Source organism: Dyella sp. C11, from assembly GCF_003121485.1.
Lineage (GTDB): Bacteria > Pseudomonadota > Gammaproteobacteria > Xanthomonadales > Rhodanobacteraceae > Dyella.
The window spans coordinates 163,816-188,465 of sequence record NZ_QAVX01000002.1; the positions used below are offsets into that span (position 1 = coordinate 163,816).

The 24,650-nt window shown below is 64.5% G+C and carries 19 protein-coding genes; 13 read left to right on the forward strand and 6 right to left on the reverse strand.

Annotated elements, in window-relative coordinates:
* Positions 1-258: 258 nt before the first annotated feature.
* Entirely contained in the window at positions 259-1,773 is a 1,515-nt protein-coding gene (locus DK366_RS03150) for a fumarate hydratase (protein WP_109124065.1), read from the reverse strand.
* A gap of 568 nt (positions 1,774-2,341) precedes the next feature.
* Here DK366_RS03150 and DK366_RS03155 point away from each other — a divergent pair.
* The 6 genes from DK366_RS03155 to DK366_RS03180 all read left to right on the forward strand — a co-directional run bounded on the left by DK366_RS03155 (position 2,342) and on the right by DK366_RS03180 (position 11,745).
* The gene (locus DK366_RS03155) at positions 2,342-4,267 is read left to right on the forward strand and encodes a S53 family peptidase (RefSeq protein ID WP_109124066.1); all 1,926 of its coding nucleotides are present in this window, start codon (positions 2,342-2,344) and stop codon (positions 4,265-4,267) included.
* A gap of 135 nt (positions 4,268-4,402) precedes the next feature.
* On the forward strand, positions 4,403-5,728 hold the full coding sequence (locus tag DK366_RS03160) for an amino acid permease (protein WP_109124268.1): 1,326 nt from the start codon (positions 4,403-4,405) through the stop codon (positions 5,726-5,728).
* A gap of 70 nt (positions 5,729-5,798) precedes the next feature.
* A complete protein-coding gene (locus DK366_RS03165) occupies positions 5,799-6,329 on the forward strand; it encodes a (2Fe-2S)-binding protein (RefSeq protein ID WP_109124067.1) in 531 nt (176 codons plus the stop codon).
* A complete protein-coding gene (locus DK366_RS03170; protein WP_109124068.1) occupies positions 6,326-8,593 on the forward strand; it encodes a molybdopterin cofactor-binding domain-containing protein in 2,268 nt (755 codons plus the stop codon). The genes DK366_RS03165 and DK366_RS03170 overlap by 4 nt, the downstream gene beginning before the upstream one ends.
* Positions 8,594-8,805: 212 nt before the next feature.
* Positions 8,806-11,058 (forward strand): patatin-like phospholipase family protein, encoded by a 2,253-nt coding sequence (locus DK366_RS03175; protein ID WP_109124069.1) that lies wholly within the window; start codon positions 8,806-8,808, stop codon positions 11,056-11,058.
* 105 nt (positions 11,059-11,163) lie between these two features.
* A complete protein-coding gene (locus tag DK366_RS03180) occupies positions 11,164-11,745 on the forward strand; it encodes a DUF4136 domain-containing protein (protein ID WP_109124070.1) in 582 nt (193 codons plus the stop codon).
* Positions 11,746-11,776: 31 nt separating this feature from the next.
* Here the strand turns inward: DK366_RS03180 and DK366_RS03185 are convergent, their stop codons facing one another.
* Complete coding sequence (locus DK366_RS03185) at positions 11,777-13,561, reverse strand: hypothetical protein (protein ID WP_232820884.1); 1,785 nt, start codon at positions 13,559-13,561, stop codon at positions 11,777-11,779.
* A gap of 201 nt (positions 13,562-13,762) precedes the next feature.
* On the reverse strand, positions 13,763-14,812 hold the full coding sequence (locus tag DK366_RS03190) for a hypothetical protein (RefSeq protein ID WP_232820885.1): 1,050 nt from the start codon (positions 14,810-14,812) through the stop codon (positions 13,763-13,765).
* A 278-nt stretch (positions 14,813-15,090) separates the two neighbouring features.
* On the opposite strand from DK366_RS03190, the gene fusA reads away from it, so the two are divergent.
* Positions 15,091-17,130: an elongation factor G gene (gene fusA / locus DK366_RS03195; protein ID WP_109124270.1), complete on the forward strand. Its 2,040-nt coding sequence runs from the start codon at positions 15,091-15,093 to the stop codon at positions 17,128-17,130.
* Positions 17,131-17,263: 133 nt separating this feature from the next.
* Entirely contained in the window at positions 17,264-17,767 is a 504-nt protein-coding gene (locus DK366_RS03200; RefSeq protein WP_109124072.1) for a GreA/GreB family elongation factor, read from the forward strand.
* Between the two features lie 323 nt (positions 17,768-18,090).
* Here the strand turns inward: DK366_RS03200 and DK366_RS03205 are convergent, their stop codons facing one another.
* The gene (locus tag DK366_RS03205) at positions 18,091-18,558 is read right to left on the reverse strand and encodes an SET domain-containing protein-lysine N-methyltransferase (protein WP_109124271.1); all 468 of its coding nucleotides are present in this window, start codon (positions 18,556-18,558) and stop codon (positions 18,091-18,093) included.
* Positions 18,559-18,747: 189 nt separating this feature from the next.
* Here DK366_RS03205 and DK366_RS03210 point away from each other — a divergent pair, with 189 nt between their 5' ends.
* From DK366_RS03210 to DK366_RS03225, 4 genes are all read left to right on the forward strand, one after another.
* Entirely contained in the window at positions 18,748-19,230 is a 483-nt protein-coding gene (locus DK366_RS03210) for a hypothetical protein (protein WP_109124073.1), read from the forward strand.
* 37 nt (positions 19,231-19,267) lie between these two features.
* Positions 19,268-21,043, forward strand: coding sequence for an acyl-CoA dehydrogenase C-terminal domain-containing protein (locus DK366_RS03215; RefSeq protein WP_109124074.1), 1,776 nt, complete (start codon positions 19,268-19,270; stop codon positions 21,041-21,043).
* Between the two features lie 139 nt (positions 21,044-21,182).
* Complete coding sequence (locus tag DK366_RS03220; protein ID WP_109124075.1) at positions 21,183-21,656, forward strand: GNAT family N-acetyltransferase; 474 nt, start codon at positions 21,183-21,185, stop codon at positions 21,654-21,656.
* Positions 21,657-21,711: 55 nt separating this feature from the next.
* Positions 21,712-22,419: a DUF899 family protein gene (locus tag DK366_RS03225; protein ID WP_109124076.1), complete on the forward strand. Its 708-nt coding sequence runs from the start codon at positions 21,712-21,714 to the stop codon at positions 22,417-22,419.
* 11 nt (positions 22,420-22,430) lie between these two features.
* Here DK366_RS03225 and DK366_RS03230 read toward each other — a convergent pair whose 3' ends face one another.
* Both DK366_RS03230 and DK366_RS03235 read right to left on the reverse strand, forming a co-directional pair.
* Positions 22,431-22,832, reverse strand: coding sequence for a nuclear transport factor 2 family protein (locus DK366_RS03230; RefSeq protein WP_109124077.1), 402 nt, complete (start codon positions 22,830-22,832; stop codon positions 22,431-22,433).
* A gap of 174 nt (positions 22,833-23,006) precedes the next feature.
* Complete coding sequence (locus DK366_RS03235) at positions 23,007-23,771, reverse strand: SapC family protein (protein WP_109124078.1); 765 nt, start codon at positions 23,769-23,771, stop codon at positions 23,007-23,009.
* Between the two features lie 256 nt (positions 23,772-24,027).
* On the opposite strand from DK366_RS03235, the gene DK366_RS03240 reads away from it, so the two are divergent.
* Positions 24,028-24,630 (forward strand): HNH endonuclease, encoded by a 603-nt coding sequence (locus tag DK366_RS03240; protein ID WP_109124079.1) that lies wholly within the window; start codon positions 24,028-24,030, stop codon positions 24,628-24,630.
* The last annotated feature ends 20 nt before the right edge of the window (positions 24,631-24,650 follow it).

Genomic DNA, 24,650 nt, shown 5'->3' on the forward strand with positions numbered 1-24,650 from the left:
AGGAAATGAATTGACTGAGTGTTGCGCCGCAGCAGGCGGATTGCAACCTCGAATGCGTGTAGCCGTTTGGATGGCTAAATGCGGGAGCGTATGGGAAGTTCTCTTAGCACCCTCTCCCCTCCGGCGAGAGGGTTGGGGTGAGGGGCTGCTCTTGCCTCGGTTTCAGGCCGCAAAAAAGCTCGCACTTGAAACCTTTCCACGAGCACCCGCCCCCCACCCTGCCCTCTCCCCGGAGGGGAGAGGGAAAAGCACGTGGCGTTACGCCACCACCACAGGAATCTTGCCAATCCGCGCCTGCCATTCCTTTGGGCCCGTCTGGTGCACCGACGTACCCGCGGAATCGACAGCCACCGTCACCGGCATGTCCTGCACTTCAAATTCGTAGATCGCTTCCATGCCCAGATCGGCAAAGCCGACCACGCGCGAGGCCTTGATGGCCTTGGACACGAGGTAGGCGGCGCCACCCACGGCCATCAGGTACACCGACTGGTGCTTCTTGATCGCCTCGATGGCGGCCGGGCCACGCTCGGCCTTGCCGACCATGCCGAGCAGACCGGTCTGCGCCAGCACCTGCTCGGTGAACTTGTCCATGCGCGTGGCGGTGGTCGGGCCGGCCGGGCCCACCACCTCGTCGCGCACCGGATCGACCGGGCCCACGTAATAGATGAAGCGGTTCTTGAAATCGACCGGCAGCGGCTCGCCCTTGTTGAGCATGTCGACCATGCGCTTGTGTGCGGCGTCGCGACCGGTGAGCAGCTTGCCGTTGAGCAGCAGCACTTCGCCGGGCTTCCAGCTGGCCACTTCTTCATGCGTCACGGTGTCGAGGTTCACGCGACGGCCCTTGCTCGAGTCGTACGTCAGCTTCGGCCAGTCTTCCAGCGACGGCGGATCGAGCGCGACCGGGCCTGAACCATCCAGTGTGAAGTGCGCATGGCGCGTGGCGGCGCAGTTGGGGATCAGCGCCACCGGCAGGTTTGCCGCGTGCGTCGGGTAATCCTTGATCTTGATGTCGAGCACGGTGGTGAGGCCACCCAGACCCTGCGCACCGATGCCCAGCGCGTTGACCTTCTCATACAGTTCGATGCGCAGTTCTTCGATGCGGTTCTGCGGGCCGCGGGTGATCAGCTCCTGGATGTCGATGTGTTCCATCAACGATTCCTTGGCCAGCAGCATCGCCTTCTCGGCGGTGCCGCCGATGCCGATGCCCAGCATGCCCGGCGGGCACCAGCCGGCGCCCATGGTCGGCACGGTCTTGAGCACCCAGTCGACGATGGAGTCGGACGGGTTGAGCATGGCGAACTTGGACTTGGCTTCCGAACCGCCGCCCTTGGCCGCCACGATCACCTCGACGGTGTCGCCCGGCACGATGGAGACGTTGATTACCGCCGGCGTGTTGTCCTTGGTGTTGGTGCGCTTGCCGGCCGGGTCGGCCAGCACGCTGGCGCGCAGCTTGTTGTCCGGGTCGTTGTAGGCGCGGCGCACGCCTTCGTTGACCATGTCGTCCAACGACATCGTGGCGTCCCAGCGCACGTTCATGCCGACTTTCAGGAACACGGTGACGATGCCGGTGTCCTGGCACAACGGGCGATGGCCTTCGGCGGCCATGCGCGAATTGATCAGGATCTGCGCCATGGCGTCTTTCGCCGCCGGCGATTCCTCGCGCTCGTAGGCGGCGGCGAGGTTGGTGATGTAGTCGACGGGGTGGTAGTAGCTGATGTACTGCAGGGCGTCGGCGACGGACTGGATCAAATCGTCTTGCTTGATGGTGGTCATGGCGGCTGCTTCGACTCCGGGGGTTACGGCGTCGAAAACGGGGACTGTCCACGACGCACAACCCTACTATTGTGCCGCAAATGGCGTACTTGCCCCAAAACCTCGGTCGTATCGCCCCCGGGCGGCCTTTCACTCGCGGCCTGCCTCCAGATCAGTGAGTTCAATGAACCCGCCAGGGGTGCCTTCCGGGCCCCCACCCGGCGCCGGCCGCCAAATCACTTATGCGTTCCGTGATTCCGGCTATTCCGTGCCTGCATGCCGGCACCGGAAGGCCGGCAAGGCCTGATTTCGAAGCATCAAATGCTTAGGCCAAACGGCCTATCCGAAATTTATTGCGGCAACCTTTGAGGCCTGGCCTCAATGCCATTATTTCTTGCGGCAGGCCGGGCACTTCACGGTATGCCGAGTTCGGCGCTAGCTTGGCCGCGCCGGCGCGAGAAATTTCCAGGGGGCCCGTCGGTTTGGGGAGTGCAATCGAAGCCCGTCTTATGACCCGCCGAAGGGCGTGGTGGCGCACAGGGGCGCTGCCAACGCGCGGTCAGGGTCATATCTACCCTGGAGAAACAACATGCTCTCGACGCTGCATCGCAAGTCGCTCGCGGTCTCTCTCGGCCTTCTTTTCTTCGGCGGTGCCACTTCGGTGGCCATGGCCGCAGGGTCGTCACCGACCGATCTAGGGCCCAGCAACACCAGCCAGAAGGTCAACGTCACGCTCGTCCTTGGTCTGCGCAACCAGGCGGGTTTGGAAAGCTTCATCAGCAGCACGGTGACCCAGGGTAGTCCCTCCTACCACCGCTTCCTCACCACGGACCAGTTCGCCGACCAGTACGGCGCGTCAGCGAGCGACATCGCCAAGGTGCAGGCCTTCATCAAGCAGCAGGGCCTGACGCAGGTCGAACTGTTGCCCAATCACATCGCCATCAAGGTGAGCGGCACCATCGGCCAGTTCAATCAGGCCTTCCAGACGTCCATACACGACTATCGCAATGCGGATGGCACGACCTTCCATCGTCCGAACGCGAAGCCGACGCTGCCGTCGTCCCTGTCGGGCACGCTGGTGGTGGCGTCAGGCCTCAGCAGCGAGGCGAAGTTCCATTCCAATCGCATGTCGGCCATCGAGCCCATTGCATCGACGTCGACAGCGTCGTCCGCATCCACGATGAGTCCCATGGCGAAAACCACTGCGGCAGCCGCACCGGCAGCCAGCTGCACGGGCAACGCGACGGCAACCTGCACGCCCGGCGCGTTCACCGTGGGCGATGTGGCCAATCGCTACAACATCAATCCGCTCTACAAGGCCGGCGTGAACGGCAAGGGTTCCACCATCGGCATCGCCACGCTGGCGGATTTCCTGCCGGCAGACGCCTACACGTACTGGAGCACCATCGGTCTGGCCGTGAAGCCCAACCGCATCACGCAGGTGCATGTGGACGGCGGCGGCCCGTTGAGCGGCCCTGATGGCTCCGGCGAAACGTCACTGGACGTGGAACAGTCCGGCGGCCTGGCGCCATGGGCGGACATCATCGTGTACGACGCGCCCAACACGGACGCCGGCTTCTTCGACGTGTTCAACCAGTCCATCTCGGACAACAAGGTGGACAGCCTGTCAGTAAGCTGGGGCGAGCCGGAAATCCTGTATTTCCCGCAGACGGAAGGCGGTGAAGACTTCACCGACGAACTGCGCGCCTTCCACCAGGTGTTCATGGAAGCGGCTGCCCAGGGCATCTCCATGTTCGCCACGGCCGGCGACTCAGGCGCCTACGACACGGTGCGTGACTTCGGCGGTTCGTTGAGCGATCCCGTACCGCCGCCGCTGACGGCGGATGCGCCCGGATCGGATCCGTACATCACCACGGCCGGCGGTACCACGGTGCCCTTCAGCTACAGTTTCCGCGGCGGCCCGACACAGTCGATCAAGCAGGAAAGCGTCTGGGGCTGGGATTACATCCAGACGTATTTCCAGAAGTACCTTGGGCTAAGCGTCGGCGTGTTCTCGGTCGGCGGCGGCGGTGGTGTCAGCGTGTTCTGGCCGCTGCCGCTGTATCAGGCGTTCACGCCCGGCATCAAGAAGAGCGAGAAGAACCAGACATGGCTGTTCCCCGAATACGGCATCGATTACACGCTGCCGGCCAACTTCAAGGGCCGCAACCTGCCGGATATCTCGCTGAACGCTGATCCGGAATCGGGCTACAGTTTCGTGTCGTCGCTGGATGGCCCGGGCCTGCTCACCGGCGAAGGCGGCACCAGCTTCGTGGCACCGCAGCTCAACGGCATCAGCGCCCTGCTGAAGCAGGCCACGCACGGTCGCCAGGGCTTCTGGAACCCGCAGATCTATCCGCTGCAGAACATCTTCGGCTACGGCCCGTTCTCGCCGTTCAACGACATCAAGGCTGGCGACAACTGGTTCTACAAGGGTGTGAGCGGGTATGAACCGGGTGCGGGCCTCGGCACGCTCAACGTGACCAACCTGGCGTTGTTCCTCACGGTGTTCTGATCCGCGATGTTGCTCGTACACGCAAGGGCCGGCACCACGCCGGCCCTTGTCGTTTGAGGCAGCGCGCCATCCAAGGGCTTGCTGACGACGGCCCCAATTGCCATGCTCGCCGCACTTTCCCGCAGCGAAGCTTCCATGAGCGATACCTCGACGCCCACCGGTTACGTCCGTCGCCTCCGCCCCTGGGACGCGGCCCTGATCGTGGTTGGTGGACTGATCGGCGGCGGCATCTTCCTCAACCCCTATATCGCTGCCAACCGCACGGAATCCGGGCTGGCCCTGCTGCTGGTGTGGGTGGGTGCCGGTGTGCTCACGCTGATTGGCGCGCTGTGCTATGCGGAACTGGGCGCACGTCGCCCGCACGCTGGCGGCAGCTACGTGTACCTGCGTGATGCGTTCGGACCATTGGCGGGCTTCCTGTTCGGCTGGACGATGCTGCTGGTGATCTATTCCGGCTCAAGCGCCGCCGTGGCCACGATCTTCGCCAGCTACGCCGCTGCGGTATTCGGCCTGCCTGCCACCATGGTCACGCCACTCGCCGCAGGTGCGCTGGCGTTCGTGGCGCTGATCAACCTGTTTGGCTTGAAGCTGGGTGCGCAGGTGCACAACCTGTTCACGCTGCTGAAATTGCTGGCCGTGGCGGTGCTGGTGGTGTGCGGCCTGTTTCTGGCGGGCGCCGGTGGCAACAACGTGCTGGCAGCCGATCCCGCGCGTGAAGGGGTGGGCTTCATGGGCGCGGCCCTGCCGGTGCTGTTTGCGTATTCGGGCTTCACCTACCTCAACAATCTCGCTGGCGAAGTGGCCGAACCGCAGCGCACGCTGCCCCGCGCGCTGGTCATCGGCATGGTGCTGGTGATTGCGGCCTATGCGCTGGGCAACCTCGCCTACCTCGCCGTGCTGGGCCATGACGGCCTGGCGGCCAGCCATACGCCCGCGGCGGACGTGATGCAGCGCGTGTTCGGCACCACCGGCGCCAAGATCATGGCCGTGGGCATTGCCATTTCCACGCTGGGTTTCTGCAACATCACACTGGTGTCCGGTGCGCGCGTGCTGCAGGTGATGGGCGAAGACGGGCTGTTCTTCCGCAGCGTGGCGCGCCTGCACCCGGTGCATCGCACGCCCAATATCGCGCTGCTGCTGCTGTCGGGCTGGGCCATCGTGCTGGTGCTGTCGGGCAGCTACGGCCAGTTGCTCGACTACGCCACGTTCGGCGACTGGCTGGCCTGCGCGGTGGGCGTGGGCACGCTGTTCTGGTATCGCCGCCACGAGGGGGCGCAGGCCAGCTTCCGCGTGCCGGGCTACCCCGTGCTGCCGCTCATTTTCATCGGCACGGTGGGTCTGGTGGTGGTGCAAAGCCTGCAGGCCAGCCCTAGGAATACGGGGATGGGCCTGCTGATCATGGCCGCCGGCATCCCGGTTTACCTGGTCTGGCGACGCCTGTTCAGCCGGGTTACCTCCTAAGAATCGGCTCGCAATGCCACAATGGGTGGATCAAGGGATGTCCTGATCCATCCCACGGAGCCCCGAAGCGATGGCGAGCGCGCAAGACCAGTTACCGACACCCGGAACGAGCAACACCATCGTGCCCGAGAAGGTGCGCGAGGGCGTCGACCTGGAGATCAACGGCAGAAGCTATCGCCACACCGGCGATGACCAGATGCCCCTGCTCTGGTATCTGCGTGACGTGCTGCGCCTCACCGGCACCAAATACAGCGGTGAACACGGCGAAGGTGGCTACGATCTGGTGCTGGTCGACGGCAAGCTCGCCTCGGCGACCACCCTGCCGGTCGCCAAGCTGGCCGGCAAAGCGGTGACCACCGTGGAAGGCCTGGCCGCTTCGGACGGCAAGCTGCATCCGCTGCAGCAGGCCTTCGTGGACGAAGACGCCATCGGCTGCGGCTACTGCACGCCGGGCTGGTTGATGGCGTCGCTCGATCTGCTGAACCGTCATCCGCAACCTTCCGACAACGACATCGACCAGTTGCCCAACCTTTGCCGTTGCGGCTGCCAGACCCGCGTGCGACGCGCCATCAAGCGCGCCGCCAAGGGAGCACACGCATGAGTCACCCGCACGACACCACCACGATGGCGTTGTCGCGTCGTCGCTTCCTGAAAGTGCTCGCCGGTACGGCGGGCGCCCTCATCGTCGGCATTCCCTTCGCCGATGCCGCCGATGCACCCGTGCCGGCCGCGTTGCTGGGCGACACGCTTTACGGCCTGGGCGCGTACGTGCGCATCGATGCAGACGGCAACGTGCTCATCGGCATCCGCGATCCGGATACCGGCACCGGCACATCCACGTCACTCGCGCGCATCATCGCCGACGAACTGGATGCGGACTGGACGCTCGTCAGCGTCGTATCCCTGGGCCTTGGCGTGGAAGACGACAACGGCAAGCCCCGCTGGACCTATGGCCATCAAACCAGTGGCCTCGGCGATTCCGTCCCGGCTGCATGGGCCGATTTGCGCGAAGCCGGTGCGCTCGCACGCTGGCTGCTGATGCAGGCGGCCGCACGGCGTCTTGGCGTTCCTGCCGATCGACTGCGTTGCGAGGAAGGCAGCGTCATCGCGCCGGATGGCCGCCGTTTCGGTTATGGCTCGCTGGCCGAAGCCGCCGCGAAAATCGCCCCGCCCGCCAATCCCGTGCCGACGAAGGCGCCCGAACACTACACGCTGATCGGCCAGCCGGCCGGCGACATCGACGCACGCGCCATCGTCACCGGCCAGACGGCGTACGCGCTCGATACGTACATGGCCGAAGCCCTGGTCGCCGTGCTGTCGCACTGTCCCTGGAGCGACGGCAGCGTCGACAGCCTCGACACCACCGAAACGCTGGCGGTGAAGGGTGTGGTCAAGGTGGTACAGCTCAAGCCTGAAGCAGGCATTCCGCTGGGACAGACCGTCCGCTCACCCGCTGTCGCCGTGCTGGCGGAGAACACGTGGGCGGCACTGCAAGGCCGTGCGAAGCTCAAGCTGCAGTGGAAGGCCGGCGCACAAAGCGAGAGCAGTGCGTGGTTCGAGCAGCAGGCCGCCGATGTCGTCAACGACAAGGACGCACAACCCGCGGCACGCGTGCGCAACGATGGCGATGTCGATGCCGTGGCGAAGAAATCCAAGAACCGCCTCGAGGCGACCTACGTGCAGCCGTGGCTTGCCCACGCCACGCCGGAGCCGATGAATTGCCTGGCGAAGATCGACAAGGACGGCGCCACGCTGGTCGTGCCCACGCAGGCGCCGCAGCAGGCGTGGAAGGTGGTGCAGCGCCTTACAGGCCTTGCACCCGCGCAGATCCAGATCAGCGTGCCGCGCGTGGGCGGCGGCTACGGTCGTCGCCTGGATCACGACTTCGTCGCCGAAGCCGTGATGCTCGCCAAGGCCGTCGAAAAGCCGGTCAAGCTGATGTGGACGCGCGACGAAGACCTCACGCAGGATTTCTACCGCTCCGGCAGCGTGCACAAGTTCAGCGCCACGCTCGACGGCAAGCGCCAGATCGTCACCTGGAATCAGCGCATGGCCAGTGCCTCGGCGCTTGCGCAACGCGGGCTTGGCGACAATCGCCTGTGGACGTCCGAAGTGGATGCTCATCAGTTGCCTGCCGGGCTCGTGCCCAATCTGCGCAGCGACTGGTACTCGTTGCCGTCGGCGATGTTGCGCGGTCCGTCGCGCGGCATGCCGCACGTCAGCAACGCTTTCGCGGTTGAAAGCTTCATCGATGAAATCGCGCACTCGCTGAAGGAAGACCCGCTGGTCACGCGCCTGCGTCTTATCGGCGAGCCGCGCATGATTCCGCTCGGCGATGGCCGCACGCTGGACACGGGGCGGCTTGCCAACGTGCTCAAGCTCGTTGCCGATCGCATCGAGTGGAAGAACTGGCTGCGCACGGTGAATGGCCTGGGCATGGCGTGCTGGCACGTCAATGGCGCTTATGTCGCGCACGCCATCGAAACGTCCCTGCAGGGCGACAAGCTCAACATCGAGCGCGTGGTCTGCGCGGTGGACGTGGGTCGTGTCATCAACCCCATGGGGCTTGAGGGTCAAGTGGCTGGCGCCACGCTGGATGCGCTGTCCACGGCGTTGAATCTCTCGCTGAGCTACAAGGACAGCCAGATCCAGCAGCACAACTGGAAGGACTACCCACTGGCCAGCATGGCGCAACTGCCCGACACCACCGAGGTGATCATCGTGCCGGGCGATGGCGATCCGGCAGGCGCGAGTTTCCTGGGCATGCCGAGTGCGGCACCGGCGCTCGCCAATGCCGTGTTCCGCGTGAGCGCGGTGCGTGTGCGTCGCCTGCCGTTGCTGAAGGAAATGCTGCGCATGCTGTAACAAACGGAGCGGCGACCTGCCGCCCCGTTGCACCACAAAGCTTCTGGCGGGTTCAACGCAGACAGCTTTGTGAGGAAATCGTGTACGCATTCGCGCGCAAAATGTCCGCTGTGTCTGAGTAATTTCACGGACGCACGAATCCATTTTCTGCCTTACGATGCCTCGACTTCGGCGCTACTCGCGTAGCGCCGTTCTCTTGTCCGGGGGTGGTAATGCGTCGTTGGCTCGCGTCGATCGCCGTGCTCTGGTTGTGCATCGTGCCGCTGTCGTGGGCACAAACTGCGCCGTCTCCCACTCCCAGTCGCTGTATCGGTCTTGTGCTTGGTGGTGGCGGCGCGCGAGGCGCCGCGCACATCGGCGTACTGGAAGTGCTCGAGCGCGAGCACATTCCCATCTGCCGCATTTCCGGCACCAGCATGGGTTCCATCGTGGGCGGCATGTATGCGGCGGGCTATTCGCCGGAGGAAATGCACCACATCATCACCACGCTCGACTGGGCCGACCTGTTCTCCGACAACCCGGCACGCGTGGAACTTCCCATGCGGCGCAAGGATGCCGATTACCGCTACCTGCTCAACTTCGAGGTCGGCTACAAGAACGGCCACATCATTACGCCGGCAGGTGTGGTGCAGGGACAGAAGTTGTTGCTGTTGTTGCGGCGCCTGCTCATTTCGACGTGGGACGTGCACGACTTCGATCAGCTGTCCGTGCCCTTCCGCGCGGTGGCCACCGACATCGTGGCCGGCAAGCCCGTGGTGTTCGGCACCGGCGACCTGGCACTGTCGATCCGTTCCAGCATGTCCGTCCCGGGTGCCTTTGCCCCCACCAACGTCGACGACAAGTTGCTGGTCGATGGCGGCCTGATGGACAACGTCCCCATCGATGTCGCGCGAAGCATGGGAGCCACCGAACTCATCGTGGTGAACGTGGGCTCGCCCTTGCTGGATCGCGAACAGCTCAGCAATCCCGTGGCCGTGCTCAACCAGATGGTGAGTGCGCTGATGGAGGAAAAGACACAGCGGCAGCTCGCCACGCTTGGCAGCAATGACATCCTGATCACGCCTGCGCTCGGGAACATGAGTGCCGCCGAGTTCAACCGTGGTGCAGAAGCCATCGCCATCGGCAAGGCGGCAGCCGAAGCGGCGCTGCCACGACTGCGCGCCATGTCGGCAGGCCCCGAGGAATGGAATGCCTTCATCGCGCAGCACCGCCAGCGACACTTTGATCCCGGCCTCGTCGCGTTCCTCAAGGTCGACGCCCAGCACACGGAAACGGCCGACTACGTGCAGGAAAGCCTCGCCAAGGACGTGGGCCAGACCTTCGATCCGACCAAGCTCGAATCGCAGATCGGCAGCATCTACGGCCGCGGCAACTATCAGCAGATCGACTATCGGCTTGAACAGCAGGACAACCAGCGAGGCTTGCTGATCATCCCGCGCGACAAACCGTGGGGGCCGGTGTACGGCAAGCTCGGTTTCGAACTCGACGATGATTTTGCAGGGCGTAGCGAATACCTGATCTCAGGCGAAGTCACCGCCACCAACCTCAACAAGCTCGGCGCGGAATGGCGCAGCACCTTGTGGGCGGGGCGCATCGGCGGACTGGCCAGCGAGTTCTATCAACCGTTCGGCCAGGGCGCGTCCACCTACGTCATGCCCTACGGGTTGATCCGCAACGAAGACTTCCCCGTGTTCAACGATGCGGGCGAAAAACAGTTGGCCGAATACCGCGTCAAGCGCAGCTACCTGGGTTTCGAGACAGGCTGGACGCCGGCATCGTACTGGCGTGTGCTGGCGGCGTACACGCGCGGCCGCGACAAGGGCGACCTGCGCATCGGCAATCCGGAAGACTTTTTCAACGAGAAAGAAGACTACAGCCAGGCCAAGGTCGGTCTGGACTGGGACAGCCTGGACGACGCGCAATTCCCGTCCAAGGGCGCACACGTCAACTTCTCCTACAACTTCTACCGGCCCTGGCTGGGCGGCGACCAGACCGGCGATGTGGCGCAACTGAAAGCCGACTGGGTACCGGATTTCGGCCTTGCGCAGACGCGCTACCACGTGCTGCTGGGCATGTATGCCAGCAGCGCGATAACCCACGACAAGCAGATGGACCAGTTCTTCGAGGCGCAGAGTTTCCTGGGCGGATTCCTGAACCTTTCCGGCTATCCCGAGCGCTCGCTGCACGGCGACCAGTCCATTCTCGGTCGTGCCGTGGTGTACCGGCGTACCGGCGCCACGGATGCCATCTTTTCCACCCCCATCTATGTCGGCGCCAGCCTGGAAGCGGGCAACACCTGGCAGACGAAGAGCCAGGTGCAGCTCGACTCGCTGATCTATGCGGGCAGCCTTTTCCTGGGCATCCAGACACCGCTGGGGCCGCTGTTCCTCGGATACGGCTACGCCCAGGGTGGGCACAACTCGGTCTACCTCACGTTCGGGTCCTTGCTGCGACCCAATCCGTGACGCTCGAAGGAACGAAGTGGTTTATCGCGCAGCCTGCACGATCGTCGCCGCACACTTCATTGCCGCCCATCCGTCGAGCTGGGCCATTTACCAGGAGCCTTCATCATGAAAGCGTTGCGTTTCATCGTCATCGCAGCCGGTCTGGTCTTGAGCGCATGTTCCAACGTGAGCGTCACCAATCAGTGGCGCGATCCATCCTGGCCGGGACCGCCGGCTTCCAACGTGGTGGTGGTGGGCATTTCCCGCAGCGACACCATGCGCCATATCTTTGAAGACACCTTCTCGCAGCAGCTGCAGGCAGCTGGCATCCAGGCATCGCCCAGCTATACGCAGATTCCGGCCGGCACCACCGGCGCCATTGGCTTGCGTGACCTGGTGAAATCCAGCGGCGCACAAGCCGTGCTGGTGACGCGCGTGCAACGCGTGGAGCAGAAGACCAGCGTAACGCCCAGCGGCCCGATGTACGGCGGCTTCTACGGCTGGTACGGCGGCGCGTGGGCCTCGGTGCCCGACGTGCAGCAGTACGACGTGGTGACGCTGGAAACCAGTGTGTGGGACCCGCGCACGGAGAAGCTCGTCTGGACCGTGACCACCCAGGGCATCGGCACCAACGACATTCCGAAGGCCACCACGCAACTGGCGCAGACGCTGATTCCGAAGCTGAAGACTGACGGCATCCTGCGCTGAGCGGCATCGTCCGTTGGAAAACCGGCAAGCGTCAGTGGAACTGATCGCTTGCCGGAACCCACGTGGTGCTGCTGCGAGCAGGGCCTGTCGGCAGGGTAACGTCCGCCGGACAACCTGGCGGTAGCGGGCCGCCTGCCACACGCGCCGCGGCGCACTGCGCGCTGTTGTCCAGCTTTATCGTTGCCACGGTCGGCACCGCGCCGGCCGATGGCGACGGCGGTACCAGCGGGTTGGTCGGCGCCAGTTTCATCTTGTCGTAGACGACATCGTCCACCGGCGCAGGCGGCGGATTGCCGTCGCCGCAACCGAACAGGGCCATCGGGAACAGCGGCATCACCACGCATTCCACGCGTACACCGCGCGGCAGGTTGAAGGTGTGCCGCATGGTGGTCTTTTCGACGGCGTGGCGCAGCGCGGTGTCGATCGAGCTTTCACCTTCCGGCGTCCAGTCCTTTTCGAAACGCGTGGGCGTGTAGCCAATATTCGGCGTGCCGTGCGACATCACTTCCGTGTTGCCATGCGGCTTGAGCTGCACGTCCGTGCCGACGACGCCTTCGGGCTGCTCACCCTGTCCCTTGCCACCGTTCCCATTGCTGTTGCCGTTGCCCTGTCCAGGCGGCAACGCAAGGTTGAGCCCCTTGCCGGCCGCCACGCTCGGCGAGCGCTCGACGCCATTGGGCTGACCGGGCGTACCGCTGCGGCTGCCCTGCGGCGTGGCGTTGGGTGCGCTGCTTTCACCGCTTTCGCCGGTGTGGCTGGCTTCGCTGCTGGCGCTGTTTGCCTGCGCGGTGGACGCGCTCTGGGAAGACGCATTCGACGCCGACGAGGTGGCTGCGCTTTGCGCCGGCGCCGATTCCGCCGGTGTTTCGGACAGCTGGGGACGTTCGATGGACGGCTTGTTGTCCAGCGCGACGGCCTTCGGTGCCACCATATCCAGGTGCGGCGCCTGCGGCTGGTTGATGGTGGGTTGCGCGTTGGGCGGCAAGGGCACCGCTTCCAGCTGGGGTTCTTCCGCCACGCGGATGGCCGGCGACTCCACCTTGGGTTGTTCGCGCGGCACCACCGGCACCACAGGGGTTGGTTGCGGCTGCAGGTTCACCGTGGGTGCGGCCTGAGCCGGCAGCGGCACGGCCTGCATCTCCGGCTCGGGCGGCGACGCGGGTTCTTCAGGGCGTGCCACCGGCGCAATGCTCGGCTTGGTGTCGGCGGGCACGGCCTTCTCCATCGCCACCGTGGGCGGCGTGACGACGGGCGCCGACTGCGGCGGCACTTCGGGAATGGCCAGCGACGCTGGCGGCGGCATGGGCTGGCTGCCGTCGGCCTGCGGCTTGCGCACGGGCTCGGGCTCGGGCTGGAATTTCGGCGGCACCGGCTTGTCGATGGCCGGCGTTTCCAACGCCACCTGCGGCGGCTCCTGCGCGGTAGGCACGGGCTGCAGCTGCTCAGCCGACGCCGGCTTGGGCACCGTCACGGGAGGCAGCGGCGCGGCAGTTGCTTCGACCTTGGGCGCCTCGGCCTTGGGCACGTCGGTGACGACCGGCGTCTGTATGGCAGGCACCGGCACGGGAGCAAGATCGTTGTTGGTACGCGTGGACGAACTGCTGCGGCGTGCCGTGTGCGGCGCATCGCTTGCATTGCCCTTGTGCACCGGCCCCACTTGCTTGGGCGGCGTGCCGCGCACGGGTGGTGGCGGCGGTGGTTCTTCCTTGGGATGGTCGATCAGGCGCACGACGAGCGGTGGTGTCTCATCGTTGATTTCTTCCATCTCGTAAGCAGGCCCGAGGATGGCGCCGAACAGGAAAACGAGATGGACCATGAGCGCGCCGGCCAGCGCGAGTATGCGCAACCAGCGATCGCGAGGCCGCTCGCCGCGCCGCCGACGATACACAGCCGCGCTCTCCGCCGCCGACTTTGGCGATGGAAGCGTCACGGTCAGCCGGCTAACGGAATCCCTGTTCATTGGGGAAGTGTAGCGGGCACCGGTTACGTTCTGAGAAGTCCCCTGCGAATAGACGGCTCAATGGCCGTCCTGGCTCGCCGGGTGCGCGGCCCGCTCCTGTATTTCGGCATCCACGGCGCGCGTGGGCGTGTCGACCGGGCAGCCATACGGCAAGGGCTTGTCCGCGCGATAGATGGCGATGCATTCCTCCACGCTGGGCTTGGCGGGCTCGGGCGAACCCGGCGCCAGCTGGCTGGCCGGTGCCATGTTCAAACGCATGTCGCGATTCTTGTAGGACGGCGGTGGCGGCGGATCGCCTCCGCAACCGCCACCCAGCATCGCCAGCGACAGCGAGCAGTGAATTCGCACGCCAGGCGCCACGTGGAAGGTGTGCTCCACGGTGCTTTTGTCCACGGCTTTTTGCAGGGCATCGTCCACCGAACTGCCACCGCCCTTTTGCCAGTCTTTTTCGAAGCGCGTGGCTTTGTAGGGCACGGTGGTGGTGTGCTGCATGATGCTGGTGTCGCCCTGCGGTGTCCTGTCGACGTAGCCCGGCTCCGCCGGTGGCGCCACAGTCGTTGCCTTGGTCGGCAACGCGGCCTCGCCGGTTGCGTTGCCGATGGGCGGCTGTGTCGATGGCGGACTTGAGGTGGCTGGCGCCGGCGGTTCCGGCGGAAGACTGACCGTCATGGCGTTCTTCGCTGGCGGCTCGTGCACCACAGGCCGACTTACCGGGGGCGGAGGCGGTGCGGGCTCGGGTGGCGGCGGCGGCACCAGTTCTGGCGGCGCTACCGGACCCTGCGACGAGAAGGCACGCGGAATCAACCGCACCTGCAGCGCACCGGCACGGTCTTCCCGCACCATTTCGGAAGCCTTCCTCAGCTGCATTTCATGCCAGGTCAGCCAGCCGAACAGGACGTGCAGCACCAGCACGATGCCCAACACCAGCCAGCGACGCCCGCGGTTGGGCGGAGCCTTTCGCCAGCGAAGCTGATGCAGCAACGCGCGTGTGGGTCCATCGAGAGGCGCCAGCCCGCGGGAGTACGGGCCTGGAGGTGTCCAGCGATGGTGTTCGACCTGCTCGGTGTGCTCGATGGGGATTCCCTTCTTTGCCTGGGGAAAGCGCACGGCGGACATCCCGGCCGACCGTGCAAGGGGTAGTCACTAAAGACAACCCGACAGGCTGGCCGGTTCCCCTTTCACCGCACTGCAACTTGACCCCGGGGGCGGATGGCGAAAACCTACGCAGACGGCCACCCCGGCCGTAACCCGCCATGACCGCCCCCGCGTCCTGCACGCCTGGACGACCATGACGGCCCGCCATCGTCAGCCGCTTGCGCGGCTTCGTGCGGCGCCGCAGGTCATTGCCGGCACGATTCCGCGCCCAGCCATGGGAGGGTCGCATCGTGTCGTACACCACGGAAAATATCCGCAACATCGCACTCGCCGGACATGCCGGCGCCGGCAAGACCACGTTGTTCGAAGCATTGCTGCACGCCGCTGGCGTCATCCAGAACCCAGGTTCGGTCGAGCGCGGCACCACGCAATCGGATGTGGACGAACAGGAAAAAGCGCGCGGTCATTCCATCGATACCGCCATCGCCGGCATCCCGTTCGGCAAGAGCCACATCAACCTCATCGATACGGCGGGCTACGCGGATTTCCGCGGCCCCACCCTCTCCGCCTTCGCCGCGGTGGAGACCGTGGCCATCGTGGTCAACGCGTCCAATGGCGTCGAATACGGTACGCGACGCATCATGGAGCGCGCCGCCGAACGCAAACTCGCACGCGTGCTGGTGGTCAACAAGATCGACTGCGACGTGGCAAAACTGGGTCCACTGGTGGATGCGTTGCGCGAGGAATTCGGCACGCAGTGCCTGCCCGTCAATCTTCCCGCCGATGGCGGAACCAAGGTGCTCGACTGTTTTTTCCACAGTGACGGCGCCACCGATTTTTCATCGCTCGCCGAAGCGCATCAACGCATCCTCGATCAAGTGGTCGAGGTCAACGAAACGGTGATGGGTCACTACCTGGATGCCGGTGAAGGCGATCTCTCGCCGCAGGAACTGCACGATGCGTTCGAGCAATGCCTGCGCGAAGGTCATCTGGTGCCCATCTGTTTCGTGAGCACGCGCAATGGCGCCGGCGTGAAGGAATTCCTTGAGCTGGCGGATCGACTGCTACCGAATCCTGCCGAAGGCAATCCACCGCCCTTCCTCAACGGCGACAACGAAGAAATCACCGTTGAAGCTGATCCGAAACAGCACGTCGTCGCCGACGTGTTCAAGATCGTCAACGATCCCTTCGTCGGCAAGCTTGGCGTGTTTCGCGTATGGCAAGGCACGATCAAGCGCGACACGCAGCTGTTCATCGACGACAGCAAAAAGCCTTTCAAGGTGGGCCACTTGTTCCGACTGCGCGGCAAGGCGCATGAGGAGATCGAGCAGGCCATTCCCGGCGACATCGCCGCCGTTGCCAAGGTGGAAGAAATCCATTTCGATGCCGTGTTGCACGACTCGCATGACGAAGACCGCATCCACCTGGCGCCGATTCGTTTCCCGCAGCCCATGTTCGGGCTTGCGCTGGAACCCAAGCACAAGGGGCAGGAACAGAAACTCTCGCAAGCCATTGCGCGCCTGGCCGAGGAAGATCCCTGCTTCCGGCTTGAGCATCACAAGGAACTCAACGAAACCGTGGTGCGTGGCCTGTCCGACCTGCATCTGAAGATCATGCTCGAGCGCATGAAAGAGCGTTACAGCGTGGAAGTAACCACGCATCCACCGCGAATCGCTTATCGCGAGACCATCGCCGGACGTGCGGAAGGTCACCATCGCCACAAGAAACAGACCGGTGGTGCTGGCCAGTTCGGCGAAGTCTTCCTGCGCGTGGAACCACTGGATCGCGGCAGCGGCTTTGAATTTGTCGATGCGATCAAAGGCGGCGTCATACCCGGGCAATTCCTGCCCGCCATCGAGAAAGGCGTACGCCAGGCTTTGGATTCCGGCGCGGTTGCCGGCTATCCCATCCAGGACGTGCGCGTCACCGTCTACGACGGCAAATACCATCCCGTGGATTCCAAGGAAGTGGCCTTCATCAGCGCCGGCAAGAAAGCCTTCCTCGACGCCATCGGCAAGGCACGTCCGGTGGTGCTGGAGCCGATTGTGGATGTCGAGGTATCCATTCCCGAAGCCAACGTAGGCGATGTCACCGGCGGACTCGCGGGCAAGCGAGCGCGCATCATGGGTACGGACACGCTGCGTGGTGGCGAGCTGGTAATCAAGGCGCAGGCGCCGTTGGCCGAACTCACCGATTACCCCACGGAACTGAAGGCCATGACGGGCGGCCGCGGGCGCTACAGCCTCGATCTCAGCCACTACGAACCGGTGCCGCCACCGGTGCAGAAGCAACTGAGCGAAGCGTGGAAGCCGCACGTGGAAGAGGACTGAACCCTGCGGTTCATCGCCTGAACGGGTGCGACCGACGTCGCGCCCGTTCGTCTTTCGGCAGTTGAGGCGTGCCAATACGCCGCCATGTCCATCGTGATGATTGCGCTGCCACGCGCGGCGCTGGAGGCATGTGATGAGCCGCTCCTTCGTGAAGGATGCGGACGAGTCCGTCGGCGAACGGCTGCCGGATATCCCGCTGAGCGAACATCCCAACTACGTCACGCCGCGTGGGCTGGCGCAATTGCGCGCGCGGTTGCTGGAGGTGCGAGAGCGACGCGACGCTTTGCGTGCCTCTACCGAGGCGCTGCCGCAGCAGCGCGAGCTGGCTGCCATTGAACGCGAGCTGCGCTGGCTCAATACGCGCGTCGGCAGCGCCATCGAAGTGGATCTTGCGCAGCAGCCGCGTGATCGCGTGGCCTTCGGTGCACTCGTTACGGTGGACAGCGACGAAGGCGAGGCGCACTACCGCATCGTGGGCGAAGACGAGGCCGACGTGGAGCATGGTTGGGTGAGTTACGTATCACCGCTGGCCAAAGCGTTGCTGGGTGCGCGCGTGGGTGATGAGGTGACGTGGCAGCGGCCGGCGGGTGACCTGGCCGTCGAGATCACCGCGATCGAGTACCCCGGGGACGACTAAGCTTTTTTGTAGGAGCGCACTTGTGCGCGACCGTACGGCGACAACGGGCATCAATACCTGGTTGATTCGACTCTCGCCACCAAGGCTGCGCCCCAGGACGAGGCACACCCTGGCTCTGCGGTCGCGCACAAGTGCGCTCCTACAAGGACGACTAAGCTTTTTTGTAGGAGCGCACTTGTGCGCGACCGTATTGCGACAACGGGCATCAGTACCTGGTTGATTCGACTCTCGCCACCAAAGGCTGCACCCCACGACGTGGCACACCCTGGCTCTGCGGTCGCGCACAAGTGCGCTCCTACAAGAAGGCAGGGTGTGCGCCAGGCTTAGCGCTTGGACTTCAGCAACGTTCCGCTGCATTTCGGCGAACCGCACAGGCACTGCCACAGCTTCTTGAGGCGCGCGGTATGCGGTACATCCAGCGTGATGCCGTAGTCGTAGGTCAGCTCTTCGCCGGGCTTGATGTTGCGGATGGCTTCGATCAGCACGCGATCCTTTTTCGGATTGCCATCGGCGTTTTCTTCGATCACCGCCTGGCAGTTCGGATCGCAGCTGTGATTGATCCAGCGTGCGGTGTTGCCCTTGCGGTTGGCGTCGATCAGGTAGTCGTCGTTGAGCGTGAACAGGAACGTATGACCCGTTTCGCCACCATCGCCGTACAGCACGTCGGCCTCGGCGTGGCTCATCAGCGTGCCCTTGTACTCGATGATTTCCTCGCCCTTCTTGATCGGGGCGACGGCGAACACGCCATTACCGTGGATGGGGGAGCGGCGGGCAACGATACGTCGGGTCATGGGCAGCAAGATGTCAGGGATGAGTCCGCGATGATGCCTGCTGCGCCGCGACATGGGAACCTCCCGCGCGCCCGCGAATCTGTCATTCGGACGCGATCGCATGCGCGTCGAGACCCGACCATACGGGGCGACCGTGGACAGATGCCAAAGCCGTCCCCTAAGATTCAAACAATCGTTTGAGGTGAACTCATGAAACGACTCTTCGGCTGTATCACGCTGCTCGTGCTGGTGGCTGGCCTGGTGGCCTGCGGGCCGCCAAAGAAGAGCGTGTTTCCGCCGACCGTGAGCATCCAGGAAATGGCGACGCGGCCCGATGGCCAGTGGCGCCTGACCCTGCGCATCCAGAACAACAGCTACGGCTCGATGGATTTCCATTCCATCGACGGCCAGCTCGCCGTCGCCAACAGCCTGCCGGTGCGCCTGCACGCGCGCTTCGACCTGGACATTCCGCCGTTCGCCGCGGATGTCACGCAGATCGACGTGCTGCCGACGCCCGAGATGACGGCCGCGATCAAGGCCGCCGCCGTGAAAGGCAGCGCCGGCAGCGTGCCGTACTCGGTCACGGGCACCTCAAATGCCAAACCCGAGCAGGAAAAGGACTCCCGCGATTTCAGTTTCCACGGCAATGACTGGCTTTCGCCGGTGCCGGGAATTCCCAACACCTGGCGCTGATAGCCAGCGCTTGCATGACCCACTCAGGAACTTCGCCATGACGATCTACAAGGCTCCCCTCGACGACCAGCGTTTCGCCCTTTTCGACGTGCTCGGCGCAGAAGCCGTGCTCACCACGCTGCAGGGCGGTGAAGGCCACACGCGCGACCTGCTGGACGCCGTGCTGGAAGAAGCCGGTCGCCTGAGCGAAGCCGTGCTGGCGCCGTTCAACGCCAGCGGCGACGAAGAAGGCTGCCACTTCGACAAGGCCACTCACACGGTGACCACGCCGAAGGGCTTCAAGGAAGCCTTCAAGGCCTTCGCCGAAGGCGGCTGGACCGGCCTGACCCAGGGCGAGCATTTCGGCGGCCAGGCGCTGCCGAACCTGATGGGCACGGCCACCACCGAAATCTTCCAGTCGGGCAACCTGTCGTGGAGCCTGTACCCGCTGCTGTCCGAAGGCGCCTGCCACGCCATGGAGCTGCACGGCACCGAAGAGCAGCAGAACACCTACCTCAAGCCCATCGTGGAAGGCCGCTGGACGGGCACCATGTGCCTGACCGAGCCGCAGGCCGGTTCGGACCTGGGCCTGCTCAAGACGCGCGCCGAGCCCGGCGAGAACGGCAGCTACAAGATCACCGGCACCAAGATCTTCATCAGCGCCGGCGAGCACGACCTTTCCGACAACATCGTGCACCTCGTGCTGGCCCGCCTGCCCGACGCACCGGCCGGCAGCCGTGGCATTTCCATGTTCATCGTGCCGAAGTTCAAGGTGAACGCCGATGGCTCGCTGGGCGAGCGCAACGCCGTTGCCGCCGGCGCCATTGAGCACAAGATGGGCCTGCGCGGCTCGGCCACCTGCGTGATGAATTTCGACGCGGCCGAAGGCTTCCTGATCGGCGCGCCGCACAAGGGCCTGGCCGCCATGTTCACCATGATGAATGCCGCACGCCTGGGCGTGGGCGTGCAGGGTCTGGCGCTGGCCGAGCGCGCGCTGCAGAACAGCCTGAACTACGCACGCGAGCGTCTGCAGGGTCGTTCGCTGTCGGGCACCAAGTTCCCGGACAAGCCGGCCGACAACCTGATGGTGCAGCCGGACGTGCGCCGCATGCTGCTCACCCAGCGCGCCTTCGTGGAGGGTTCGCGCGCACTGCTGCTGTACACGTCGCTGCAGACGGACGTGGAAGCACGCGCCGCCGATGAAGCCACCCGCAAGCAGGCCAGCGACCTGGTCGCCTTCCTCATCCCCATCGCCAAGGGCGTGGTGACGGAGCTGGCGCAGGAGTGCACCAAGGAAGCGCTGCAGATCTACGGCGGCCACGGCTACATCGCCGAGAACGGCGTGGAGCAGTTCGTACGCGATGCCCGCATCATCACGCTGTACGAAGGCACCACCGGCATCCAGGCCGCCGACCTGCTGGGCCGCAAGATCCTCCAGCTGCAGGGCACCGGCTTCAAGCTGTTCCTGAAGGAGATCCAGGCCTTCTGCCAGCAGCACGCGCAGGATGCCTCGCTGGCCGGCCTGATCGGCCCGCTCGCCAAGGTCACCAAGGAATGGGCGGACCTGACCATCGCCCTCGCCCAGCGCGTGCAGGCCAACCCGGAAGAACTGGGCGCGGCCGCCAACGATTACCTCTACTACTCCGGCTACATCGCGCTGGCCTACATGTGGGCACGCAGCGTGGCAGCGGCGAACGGCAGCGGCCAGCAGGAATCGTTCAAGCAGGCCAAGCGCGACACGGCGGCGTTCTACTTCGCCCGCATCCTGCCGCGTTGCCTGATGCACAAGGCCGCCATTGAAGCGGGCGTGGATACGATCCCCGCCATCGCTTGATGTAAGGCGTTCAAGGGGGCCCTTCCGCCGAGGAAGGGCCCGCTTTTTGTTGGGGTGTTCTTCACACCTTCGGTACTTCCGCGTCCACGCCGCCGGGTGTAGAAACGGCGAACCTTTCTCGCGAATCCGGTTGTTCCGCATGAGCGACGCCACGTACCTGATCCGCCTGGCCGAAGACGACGACGACTTCATCCTTGGCCTTGTCCCCCGCTTCGTGGACTTCACCCTGCCGCCCTGGCGACGACGCCACGAATGCATCGAGGGCATCCGCAAGGATCTCCGCCGGCACCTGGATGAGCAGCCAGCCAACAGCTACCTGTTCGTCGCCGAGGATGACGATGGCGAACCGGTGGGCTTTGTCCACCTGCAGAAGACGCTGGATTACTTCACGGGCAGGAACAACTGCCACATCAACGACATCGCGGTCGCCGCCGCGCACGAAGGTCGCGGCATCGCTCGCGCACTGCTGGAACATGCCGAAAGCTGGGCGCGCGAGCACCGTTGCCAATTGATGACGCTGGCCGTGTTTCCCGGCAACGAGCGCGCGAAAGCCATCTACGAAAACGCAGGCTTTGCCACGGACCTGCTGCGCATGGCCAAGCCGGTGCGTTGAGTACGTGCATGCATGGACGGCTGCCACGCCGGCAGTCGTGCAACGGGAGAGCGTCATGACCGAACCGCTTCATACCGTTCGATTTCCCGGTGAAAGTCACGCCTATCGCGTCGCGCGTGACCGCCTGCTGCGCGCGGAAATGGATTTGCGGCGACAGACCGAAGCCACCGCCGCGCTACGGCGCGCGCTGCCGCTGGGCGGTGCGATTCCGGTGGACTACCACTTCGATGACGAAGGCGACACGCCGCTGGATACCGATATCGAACGGCAGACACGCTTGTCGGACCTGTTCGCCGAGGGCAAGGATTCGCTGGTCGTCTACAGCTTCATGTACGGCCCCGCCATGTCCGCGCCCTGCCCGTCGTGTTCGTCCATCCTCGATGCGCTCGATGGCGAGATGCCTCATCTGCGGCAGCGCGTGAACGTCGCCGTGGTGGCCAAGTCGCCCATACAACGCATTCGCCATTTCGCCCGCGAACGCGGCTGGCGACATCTGCATCTGCTCTCGTCCGCGCACAACACCTACAACGCGGATTACCACGGCGAAACAGCAGACGGTCGACAGATGCCGGCGCTCAACATCTTCCTGAAGCGCGACGGGCAGATTCATCACACGTGGTGCAGCGAATTGATGTTCGTGCCCTCGGAACCCGGGCAAGACCCGCGCCATGTCGATCCCATCTGGCCGTTATGGAGCCTGCTGGATTGCCTCCCCGAGGGGCGAGGCGTCGATTGGCGGCCAGGCCTGACATACGGCGATTGATCGATCCGACATCAGGGCAGTGGCAAACCCATCTGCTGGAAGATGGACGCGGTATCGCGCACGCCCCAGCGCCGCGCGATATGGCCTTCCTTCACCACGAACCATTCCATCGCGAGCACTTCGTAATCGCGTCCAGTCACCGGGCCACCACGGAACGACTGCACGGAACGTCCGCGCTCCGTGTAACGCACGGCAACCACATCGCCTTCCGCAGCCACCGCATCGACTTCCAGGCTCATCTGGAAACAGCGCATCCACTGATCCCATAAGGGCCGCGCGACATCGAGGCCGCCCCAGCCAAGCGCGCCATGGATGAGCGCATCGCCAGCGAACATGGCGCACACGCCATCGAGGTCGCCGCGATTGAAAGCGTCGACATACGACATCACCACGCGTTTGTTCTGCTCGGACATGTCTGCCCCGGCACGGGTCGCGCCGAGGAATGCGCGTCACCGCCCTTCCAAGCATATCGCCCAGTCCTGCGTGGACGACGTGAGGACACCCGCCAAGGCAGGGAGCCCATCCCGACGCATTGCGCGCCAGCAGGCAACGTCACGGCACCCGTGGGTGCCGTGACGTACGGAACATCAGTTCGTCAGCGCCGGCTTGGCGCCTTCGCCCTGCTCGCGCTGGCTGAGGCGCGTCGACACACGGTCGATGTTGGCCAGCGACAGCAGGTGGGCGTAGACCCAGCCCAGCACGCCTTCGCGCAGGAACTCGTGCGTGGTCTTCTCGTCCAGCGCGCGCAGCTTTTCTTCGTTCACCACGAACAGGCCGTTGAGGTTGATGGTCTTGCCATCCTTCTCCAGGCGGATGTTCCGCGGCTCAAGCAGGTTGTGCTTGCGCAGCTGCTCCATGAACCACTGGGTGCGGCTCACGTGCTGCTGGAATTCGCCCAGGAAACGCACGGCGCTGGTGAGCACCTCGGTTTCGCTGCCGTCATCCTTGAACAGGGCTTCGCCCTCGCTGGTGTTGAAGCCTTCATAGGCTTCGTCCAGGAACACGGTGAAGTCGTCGCCTTCCGCACCGGCCGGCTTCTCGGCCAGCACGAACGGATAGCGGCGCACGAAGGCCGGGATGTAGATGTTCTGTTCCCAACGGCCGTCGGCGTCGATGAACAGGTTCTCGTTCTCGCGCAGGCCCAGCAGCGCCATCGGACCGCAGTCTTCAACGGTGAGGCCGCCGAACAGGATCGGCAGGTCGCGCGCCGCAGCGGGGAATTCCACGCCAGTCAGCGGCACCGAGTGGATCTGGCTCGCGAACTTCAGGTTCGGGATCGGCTTGATGCGCAGATCCTTGTGCTGGTTGCGATTGAGCGGAACAGGACGCTCGTAGAAAAGAACTTCAGCCACGTTAACTACCTCTCCCCAGCCGCGCCGGGGTCGCCACCCAGGCTCCCCCTCCCAAACCCGGCCTCGGGTCTACAGATGAATGGACACTATATCAGCGCCCCTGCCGGCGGGAGAACACTTGCCCCGGGAGCCACCTTCCCCTGCCCTGACAACCATTTGCGTGTGTTCTGTCATGGAATTGGTCTATCCTCCGGTCAGATACAAGCCTTTTGCTGCACCGGAACGTTAACTCCCTCGGGTTGAAGGACGGTTTTGCATGCTGATGGAAGTACCTGGACGCGTTGTCGACCTTCATTCGACCCGCGTGCTGTCGCTGGACGCCGCCGGACGGATTCTCGACTGGATCAGCTGGCAGGAAGCGGTTTGCCTCTATGTCCGCGACGCGGTGGCCTGGACGCTGGGTGATCCCTGCATCACCGTCCACGGTGGCCAGAACCGGCTCAGCGGCGTGCAGAGCATGCTTTCGCTGCACCCGATCATCGCCAGCACCGGCCACTGCCGCGATCACGCCATCGACCCCTCGCCGGCGCTCACCAATACCGCCTTGTTCGCGCGCGATCGCTACCTGTGCATGTATTGCGGCGAACGCTTCAGCCGCGGCGAGCTGACCCGCGACCACGTGCTGCCCATCTCCAAGCACGGCAAGGACACCTGGGAAAACGTGGTCAGCGCCTGCCTGCACTGCAATCTCCGCAAGAGCAACCGCACGCCGCAGCAGGCCAACATGCCGCTGCTGGCCGTGCCATACCGCCCGAGCTGGGTGGAGCACCTGATCCTGTCCAACCGCAACATCCTGGCCGACCAGATGGAATTCCTGGTCAATCACCTGCCGCGCGATCGGCGCGAGCACATGGTCTGATTGCGGTCCGATTTTCGCCG

What these genes read in the sequence shown, in the direction of transcription:
- DK366_RS03150 (WP_109124065.1), bottom strand. Translation starts at nt 1,773, where the DNA reads ATGACCACCATCAAGCAAGACGATTTGATCCAGTCCGTCGCCGACGCC.
- DK366_RS03155 (WP_109124066.1), top strand. Translation starts at nt 2,342, where the DNA reads ATGCTCTCGACGCTGCATCGCAAGTCGCTCGCGGTCTCTCTCGGCCTT.
- DK366_RS03160 (WP_109124268.1), top strand. Translation starts at nt 4,403, where the DNA reads ATGAGCGATACCTCGACGCCCACCGGTTACGTCCGTCGCCTCCGCCCC.
- DK366_RS03165 (WP_109124067.1), top strand. Translation starts at nt 5,799, where the DNA reads ATGGCGAGCGCGCAAGACCAGTTACCGACACCCGGAACGAGCAACACC.
- DK366_RS03170 (WP_109124068.1), top strand. Translation starts at nt 6,326, where the DNA reads ATGAGTCACCCGCACGACACCACCACGATGGCGTTGTCGCGTCGTCGC.
- DK366_RS03175 (WP_109124069.1), top strand. Translation starts at nt 8,806, where the DNA reads ATGCGTCGTTGGCTCGCGTCGATCGCCGTGCTCTGGTTGTGCATCGTG.
- DK366_RS03180 (WP_109124070.1), top strand. Translation starts at nt 11,164, where the DNA reads ATGAAAGCGTTGCGTTTCATCGTCATCGCAGCCGGTCTGGTCTTGAGC.
- DK366_RS03185 (WP_232820884.1), bottom strand. Translation starts at nt 13,561, where the DNA reads ATGGTCCATCTCGTTTTCCTGTTCGGCGCCATCCTCGGGCCTGCTTAC.
- DK366_RS03200 (WP_109124072.1), top strand. Translation starts at nt 17,264, where the DNA reads ATGAGCCGCTCCTTCGTGAAGGATGCGGACGAGTCCGTCGGCGAACGG.
- DK366_RS03205 (WP_109124271.1), bottom strand. Translation starts at nt 18,558, where the DNA reads ATGACCCGACGTATCGTTGCCCGCCGCTCCCCCATCCACGGTAATGGC.
- DK366_RS03210 (WP_109124073.1), top strand. Translation starts at nt 18,748, where the DNA reads ATGAAACGACTCTTCGGCTGTATCACGCTGCTCGTGCTGGTGGCTGGC.
- DK366_RS03215 (WP_109124074.1), top strand. Translation starts at nt 19,268, where the DNA reads ATGACGATCTACAAGGCTCCCCTCGACGACCAGCGTTTCGCCCTTTTC.
- DK366_RS03220 (WP_109124075.1), top strand. Translation starts at nt 21,183, where the DNA reads ATGAGCGACGCCACGTACCTGATCCGCCTGGCCGAAGACGACGACGAC.
- DK366_RS03225 (WP_109124076.1), top strand. Translation starts at nt 21,712, where the DNA reads ATGACCGAACCGCTTCATACCGTTCGATTTCCCGGTGAAAGTCACGCC.
- DK366_RS03230 (WP_109124077.1), bottom strand. Translation starts at nt 22,832, where the DNA reads ATGTCCGAGCAGAACAAACGCGTGGTGATGTCGTATGTCGACGCTTTC.
- DK366_RS03240 (WP_109124079.1), top strand. Translation starts at nt 24,028, where the DNA reads ATGCTGATGGAAGTACCTGGACGCGTTGTCGACCTTCATTCGACCCGC.